Annotated in this window: 6 protein-coding genes; 5 read left to right on the forward strand and 1 reads right to left on the reverse strand. The window is 72.8% G+C overall.

What is annotated here, in order from left to right; translation table 11 throughout:
* Nucleotides 1-180 precede the first annotated feature (180 nt).
* Together ACWCYO_RS26335 and ACWCYO_RS26340 are read left to right on the forward strand one after the other, a co-directional pair.
* Complete coding sequence (locus ACWCYO_RS26335) at nucleotides 181-1014, forward strand: GNAT family N-acetyltransferase (RefSeq protein WP_270149652.1); 834 nt, start codon at nucleotides 181-183, stop codon at nucleotides 1012-1014.
* A complete protein-coding gene (locus ACWCYO_RS26340) occupies nucleotides 1011-1874 on the forward strand; it encodes a lysophospholipid acyltransferase family protein (protein ID WP_449785579.1) in 864 nt (287 codons plus the stop codon). Before ACWCYO_RS26335 ends, ACWCYO_RS26340 begins: the two co-directional genes overlap by 4 nt.
* 146 nt (nucleotides 1875-2020) lie before the next feature.
* Here the strand turns inward: ACWCYO_RS26340 and ACWCYO_RS26345 are convergent, their stop codons facing one another.
* Nucleotides 2021-3589: an MFS transporter gene (locus tag ACWCYO_RS26345; RefSeq protein ID WP_449785580.1), complete on the reverse strand. Its 1569-nt coding sequence runs from the start codon at nucleotides 3587-3589 to the stop codon at nucleotides 2021-2023.
* Nucleotides 3590-3844: 255 nt separating this feature from the next.
* On the opposite strand from ACWCYO_RS26345, the gene ACWCYO_RS26350 reads away from it, so the two are divergent.
* The 3 genes from ACWCYO_RS26350 (at nucleotide 3845) to ACWCYO_RS26360 (ending at nucleotide 6858) form a co-directional block, all read left to right on the forward strand.
* Nucleotides 3845-4522, forward strand: coding sequence for a TetR/AcrR family transcriptional regulator C-terminal domain-containing protein (locus ACWCYO_RS26350; RefSeq protein WP_270149647.1), 678 nt, complete (start codon nucleotides 3845-3847; stop codon nucleotides 4520-4522).
* A gap of 281 nt (nucleotides 4523-4803) precedes the next feature.
* Nucleotides 4804-5784 (forward strand): prolyl aminopeptidase, encoded by a 981-nt coding sequence (gene pip / locus ACWCYO_RS26355; protein WP_449785581.1) that lies wholly within the window; start codon nucleotides 4804-4806, stop codon nucleotides 5782-5784.
* A gap of 75 nt (nucleotides 5785-5859) precedes the next feature.
* Nucleotides 5860-6858, forward strand: a complete 999-nt coding sequence (locus tag ACWCYO_RS26360) for a YdcF family protein (RefSeq protein ID WP_449785582.1) — start codon at nucleotides 5860-5862, stop codon at nucleotides 6856-6858.
* Nucleotides 6859-6999 lie beyond the last annotated feature (141 nt).

Genomic DNA, 6999 nt, shown 5'->3' on the forward strand with positions numbered 1-6999 from the left:
GCCACGGGGGATCCCATTCAACAGGTGCACATCTGCGCTCCGCCGGGCCGCAACGTGAATGCCAACCGGCTTGGAGACACATACGGGGACCGGTTCGCATCCATGCCCGACTCCTGCGGGCCGGGACGGTGCCCTGGCGATCCACGGCACCGCCGACCGTGCTGCCCTGGAGGGTCCGCCATGACCACCGTCCCCACGTACGCTCCGTCCGCAGTCGCCCCCGCCCACGACGCCCCGGCGGTCCCCGCGCCTCGCCACCAGCCGGCCCCGGCCGCCACGTACACCGTCTCCCTCGCCGGCGACCAGGACGACGTGCGCGCCGCCCAGCGACTGCGCCACCAGGTCTTCGCCGCCGAACTCGGCGCCGAGCTGCACAGCCCGGTCGCCGGCCTCGACATCGACGCCTTCGACGAGTACTGCGACCACCTGCTGGTCCGCGAGGGCGAGGACGGCGCCGTCGTCGGCACCTACCGGCTGCTGCGTCCCGAGGCCGCCCGTCGCGCCGGACGGCTCTACTCCGACGGCGAGTTCGACCTCTCCGCGCTGGCACCGGTCCGGCCCGGCCTGGTCGAGCTCGGCCGCTCCTGCATCCACCCCGACCACCGGGGCAACGGCGCGGTCATCAACCTGATGTGGGGCGGCATCGCCCGCTACCTCGCCGACACCGGCAACACCTGGGTCGGCGGCTGCTGCTCGATCGACCTCGAGGACGGCGGCGCCACCGCGGCCCGGGTCTGGGACACCGTCAGCGCCAAGTACCTGGCCCCCGAGGAGTACCGGGTCACCCCGCACCGCCGCTGGGACGCCACCGGCGTGCCGCGCGCCGACCGCGGCGCCCTGCCCGCCCTGCTCCGCGGCTACCTGCGGCTCGGCGCCTGGGTGTGCGGCGAGCCCGCGTACGACCCGGACTTCGGCTGCGCCGACCTGTACGTCCTGCTGTCGCTGGAGCGCACCGACCCGCGCTACCTGCGGCACTTCCTGTCCGGAGCGGCCGCCCCCGGCGCCTCGTCATGAGCGTCTGGCTGCCGACCGCGCCCTGCCGGCCGGAGACCTGCCTGAACGAACGCGCGCCGGAGGTCTCGCACCCCCGGCGGGTGCTGCGGCTCACCGCCTGCCTGGTGGCGGTGCTCGCGGGCGTGCTGCTCAGCCTTCCGGTGCGGCTGCTGCCGTACGGCGTCCGGGACCGGCTGATCCGGCTCTGGGCGCGGGTGCTGCTGCGCGCCCTCGGGGTGACGGTCCACCTCGGGACATCCGGGGCTCCGTGGTCAGGCGGAGCAGGCGAGTCGGGCAGAGCTCGCGGCGGCACGGCGGTCGGCGCCGACGGGGCGCTGGTGGTGGCCAACCACGTGTCCTGGCTGGACATCCCGCTGCTCGCCGCCGGGCGGCCCGGGCGCTCGCTGGCCAAGACCGAGGTCCGCAGCTGGCCGGTGCTCGGGCACCTGGTCGCCTGGGGCGGCACCGTGTTCCTGGACCGCGACCGGTTGCGCACGCTCCCGGACACCGTGGCGACGGTGACCGAGGTGCTGCGCGCCGGGCACCCGGTGATCGTCTTCCCGGAGGGGTCGACCTGGTGCGGGCGGGAGAGCGGCCGGTTCCGGCCCGCGCTGTTCCAGGCCGCAGTGGAGGCGGGCGCCTTCGTCCAGCCGGTGACGATCCGCTACCGGCTGGCGGACGGACGGTCGACCAGCGCGCCCGCCTTCATCGGCGACGACGGGCTGCTCACCTCGCTCGCCCGGGTGGTCGCGGTGCGCGGCCTGGTCGCGGACGTCACCTTCCTGCCGCCGATCCCGCCGCCCGGGCCGCAGCCCACCCGGGCGGGGGCCCGGCGGGAGCTGGCCCGGGCGGCGCAGGCGGCGGTGGAGGGGATCCGCTGAGGAGCCGTGCCCGCACCGCCCCAACCCCGATCCGGGGTACTGCATCGGCACGGCGTCGCCAGGACATCGGCGGCACCAAGGCCCGACGTCGCCACGGCACGGCGTCGCCACGGCACGGCGTCGGCACGGCATCGACTCGGCACCGCTCAGGCGAAGCGGCCCCCGGCCAGTTCCTCCTGCTGCGGTTCGCCGGAAGCCGCCGGGGCGAGCGGGCGGGCCCGGCCGAGCAGCACGGCGACCAGCACGGCGGTGACGGCGAGCGCGACCGAGCCGCAGCGCAGCGCGAGGTGGATGCCGTCGACGAAGGCGCCGTCCACCGCCTGCTGGACCGGCGTGGGCATCACTCCGGCCGCGGCGCCACCGCCGTGCGCCGCGCCGGTGGGCGCGTCCGCGATCGTCCCGACGGCCTCCGCCGGGACGCCGAGCCGGTGCAGGGCCGCGGTCAACTGCTCCGTCAAACGGTTGGTCAGGACGGCGCCGAGCACCGCGATCCCGAGCACGCCGCCGAGTTCGCGCAGGGTGTTGATGGTCGCCGAGGCCATCCCGGTCTGCGCCGGAGCGACCCGCTGGAGCACCGCGATCGAGATCGGGGTGAAGGTCAGGCCCATGCCGAAGCCCAGGGTGAACAGCGTCCAGAGGTACTCGAGGTAGCGGGCGTGCTCACCGTACAGCGACAGCCCGCCGAGGCCGGCCGCGCAGAGCGCGAGACCGAGCACCATCGGCAGCCGGGGCCCGTACCGGGCGGCGAGCCGACCGGACAGCGGGCCCGCGACCACCAGCATCACGGTCATCGGCAGGCCGCCGTAGGCCGCACCGGACGGGGACCAGCCGAGCACGCCCTGCATCATCAGCGGCAGGAAGAACAGGGCCCCGAACATCCCGAAGCTGACCATGAGCGCGCTGAACAGGGCGCCCCTCAACACGCCGTCCCGGAACAGCCGCAGCTCCAGCATCGGCTCGGCCAGGCGCAGTTCCAGCAGTAGGAAGACGACCAGCAGGACGACGGCGAGGGCGCCGCAGCCGATCACCCGAGGGTCGGTCCAGCCGCGCGAGGGGCCCTCGATCAGGGCGTAGACCGGCAGGCCGAGGCCGGCCGCCGAGAGCGCGAACCCGCCGAAGTCGATCCGCCGGGCGCGCGACGGGATCTGCGGCAGGACCGTGGCGGCGAGCAGCACCCCGGCCACCCCGATCGGCACGTTGATCCAGAACACGCTGGACCAGCCGAGGTGCTCGACCATCGGGCCGCCGATCACCGGGCCGATCGACAGGCCGAGCGCGGACACCCCGGACCAGATGCCGATCGCCCTGGCGCGCTCGCGCTCGTCGGTGAACACGTGCCCCAGCAGGGTCAGGCTGCCCGGGGTGAGCAGCGCGGCTCCCACTCCCTGGACCATCCGGCCGGTGACCAGCACCCCGATCGTCCCGGCGAGCGCGGCCACGGCGGAGCCGACCGTGAACAGGCCGAGACCCAGCACGAACATCCGGGTGCGGCCGTGGCGGTCACCGAGCGCGCCGCCGGTCAGCACGAGTGCGGCGTAGACCAGGCTGTAGCCCTCGGCGACCCACTGGAGTCCGCTGATCCCGGAGTCCAGGTCCTGCCCGATCCGGGGCAGGGCCACATTGACGACGACGTTGTCCAGCATGGCCATGAACATGGCTACACAGAGCGTCAGCAGCGCCAGCTGTTTCCTGTGGCGCGTACTCGGCTCCTCCATGGAGATCCCTCCCGATTTCTCGTCCCTAACGGCATTAGGGCCCGATCCGGCACGCACAGACTGCCCCTAACGCTGTTAGTTCGCAAGTCATATTCCCGACCTGCGGATTCATCCGCCGGAAGCTCGTGGCACTGTTGACCCGCCACACCGTCAGTCCGCCACCCCCTTGACCCGCCACACCGAACCGGTCCAACGAACCGAACCCGAACCGAACCCGAACAGAACCGCCCGACCGCTGGAGGCGTCCGCACAGCCATGCCGGAGAACGAAGACGCGACCCCCGCCCTCACCCGCGAGGCCCTCACCCAGGCCGCGCTGCGCGTGCTGGAGCGGGACGGCCTGGACGGACTGTCGATGCGCAAGGTCGCCGCCGAGGTCGGCGTCAAGGCCGCCTCGCTGTACTGGCACGTCCGCAACAAGCAGGAACTGCTCGATCTGCTCAGCGACGCGATCCTCGCCTCGGCCGAACCCCCGCCGCGCCAGGACGACTGGCGGGCCGAGCTGTACGCGTACTCCGCCAGCTACCGCCGGCTGCTGCTCGACAACCGCGACGCCGCCAGGGTCGTGGCCGGCCGCCTCGCCCCGGGACCGTGCCTGCTCAACCTGATGGAGGACCAGCTCGACCGGCTCCGCACGGCCGGGTTCTCCGACGCCGACACGGCCATGGCCAGCTACCTGCTGGGCGCCTTCGTGCAGGGCTTCGTACTCCAGGAGCAGTCACCGATCTCGGCCGCCGAGGTGCTCGGCACCAGCCGCCGGGACGTCGCCGACGCCGCCGGGGACCTCTTCCGCGGCCTGCCCACGGACCAGTACCCGAACCTCTCCCAGCTCGCCGACCACCTCACCGGACCGGACATGGACGCCCGCTTCGACTTCTGCCTCAACCGCGTCCTCGACGGCCTGGCCGCCCTGCTGCCGCCGGAGCGGCGCTGACCTGCGGCGTCACCGCGGCGGTCGGCTACGAACGACACAGGAGCCGGTCGGGCAGCAACCCGGGGTCCGACGCCCGTCCCCGGCGGCCAGGTCGGGCTGCTCGGCGGCGCCGCCCGCACGTCGGCGGGCCGCCTCGGCGGACTGGTGCTCGAAGTCGTCGGCGGCTTCGGGCTCGTCGCCCTCACCACGGGTTCGCTGGCGGCCGCCTTCGTCCTGGCCCAGGTGCTCCACCCGCGGAACTGACGGCGGGTAAGCTCACCCGGCGCCCCGTCCGAACGTCCATGGAGGAGTTACCGGTGTCCAAGCAGCCCTACCACCACGACGAGCCGTACGCGCAGGGCCTGTTGGACGTCGGCGACGGGCAGCGGATCCACTGGAACACCTCCGGTGACCCGGCCGGAAAGCCCGCCGTGGTGGTTCACGGCGGGCCGGGCTCGGGCCACAACCCGGGCTCACGGCGGTACTTCGACCCGCAGCGCTACCGCGTCGTCCAGTACGACCAGCGCGGCTGCGGGCGCAGCCTGCCGCACGCCGCCGACCCGTCGACCGGGCTGGAACACAACACCACCGCACACCTGGTCGCCGACCTGGAGCGGCTGCGCGAGCACCTGGGCATCGACAAGTGGCTGCTGTACGGCGGCTCCTGGGGATCCACGCTGATCCTGGCCTACGCCCAGGCCCACCCCGAACGGGTCTCCGCGATCGTGATCTGCGGGGTGACCATGACCCGCCCGGAGGAGACCGAATGGCTCTACCAGGGCGTCGGTCGTTTCCTGCCGGGCCCGTGGGAGGAGTTCCGCGACTTCCTCCCCGCGGCCGACCGGGACGGCGACGTGTCCGGCCTGCTCGCCGCCTACAGCCGGCAGCTCAACAGCCCGGAGGAGAGCGTCCGTCGGGCTGCTGCCCGGGCCTGGGCCACCTGGGAGGACGCGGTCATCTCGCACGAGGTGCTGGGCAAGCCGAACGCCTACTCCGACCGCCCCGCCGACGCCCTGATGGCCTTCACCCGGATCACCGCGCACTACTTCTCGCACCAGGCCTTCCTCGAGGACGGCCAACTGCTGCGCGACGCCGGGCGACTGGCGGGGATCCCGGGCGAACTGATCCACGGTCGGCTCGACCTCGGCGGACCGCTCGACACCGCCTGGCAACTGGCCAAGGCCTGGCCGGATGCACGGCTGACGGTGATCGACGAAGCCGGGCACACCGGAAGTCCGAAGATGACGGAGGCCCTCCTCGCCGCCGTCGAACGCTTCGCCTGAGGAACCAATGCCCTTGGGGCGACCGGGCCGTTCGTACAGATGATCTTCAAGTCCGCTGCCCCTACGATACGACCCATGCTCGCTTATGCCCCGGCTGCCCTGTTCTTCCTGCTGTGTGGGATCGGGGTGCTGCGCGACCGCCGTCGGTTCAGCAACGCCGTCCTGCTCGGCATCGCCGTCTCGCTGCTAGCCCTCGCCCTGCTCGCCGAACTCCGCAGGGCGCCCACGCTGGTGGCGGAGCTCGCGGCGGTGGCGATCGTCCTGCTGCCGACCGTCGGAACGGTGGCCCTGGTCTGGTTCCTGCTCGCCAACGGCGTGACCATGATCCGCAAGGAGGGCCGACGCCCGGCCAACCTGCTCTCCCTGCTCGCCGGGCTGGGCATCATCGCGGTCATCGCGCTGCTGTTCGCCGCCCTCGCCACTCGCTCACCGCGGCTCGCCATCCTGGCGGGCACCGCCGTCCTGGTGGTCGGCTACATCTCCTTCCTGTTCGTCTGCTTCGTCGGCTACGCCTTCCTGTACGGTCGCCACCGGCCGCGCCGGGACGTGGACTTCGTGGTCGTCCTCGGGTCCGGCCTGATCGGCGGCGAGCGTGTCCCGCCGCTGCTGGCCAGCCGGCTCAACCGGGGCCGCGAGGTGTACGAGCAGCAGGCCGCGCGCGGCAACCCACCGGTGCTGATCACCTCGGGCGGCCAGGGCCCGGACGAGAAGCTGCCGGAGTCCGACGCGATGGCCGATTACCTGATCGAACGCGGCTTCCCGGCCGAGCGCATCGAGCGGGAGGACCGCTCGCGCACCACCGAGGAGAACCTGCTCTTCAGCAGGGCCATCATGGAGCGGGCCAAGCCCGATTACCGCTGCGTCGTGGTGACCAACAACTTCCACGCCTTCCGGGCCGCGCTGATCGCCCGCAAGACGGGCGTCAACGGACACGTCTTCGGCTCGCCCACCGCCCGGTACTACTGGCCGAGCGCGACCATCCGCGAGTTCGCGGCGATCTTCCTCTCGCACAAGCTGGTCAACTTCGGGATCTGCGGCCTTCTTGCGCTCTGCGGGGTGCTGGCGGCGCTCTGAGTGTCCCGGCGCCCCGATCACGCGGGTCTTCGGGTCGGGCCCCGGCTCGAGGGTTCTGCCCGAAGGGTGGGTGGGCGAGGCCGTTGATCTGTGCACTGGCGCATTGTGACAGTCATACCGATGCTTCGGTAAGGCGCCATT

This window comes from Kitasatospora sp. NPDC001683 (assembly GCF_053596495.1).

Bases quoted from the DNA above. Each gene is read 5' to 3' on its own strand.
- ACWCYO_RS26335 (WP_270149652.1), top strand. From the start codon at position 181: ATGACCACCGTCCCCACGTACGCTCCGTCCGCAGTCGCCCCCGCCCAC.
- ACWCYO_RS26340 (WP_449785579.1), top strand. From the start codon at position 1,011: ATGAGCGTCTGGCTGCCGACCGCGCCCTGCCGGCCGGAGACCTGCCTG.
- ACWCYO_RS26345 (WP_449785580.1), bottom strand. From the start codon at position 3,589: ATGGAGGAGCCGAGTACGCGCCACAGGAAACAGCTGGCGCTGCTGACG.
- ACWCYO_RS26350 (WP_270149647.1), top strand. From the start codon at position 3,845: ATGCCGGAGAACGAAGACGCGACCCCCGCCCTCACCCGCGAGGCCCTC.
- pip (WP_449785581.1), top strand. From the start codon at position 4,804: ATGGAGGAGTTACCGGTGTCCAAGCAGCCCTACCACCACGACGAGCCG.
- ACWCYO_RS26360 (WP_449785582.1), top strand. From the start codon at position 5,860: ATGCTCGCTTATGCCCCGGCTGCCCTGTTCTTCCTGCTGTGTGGGATC.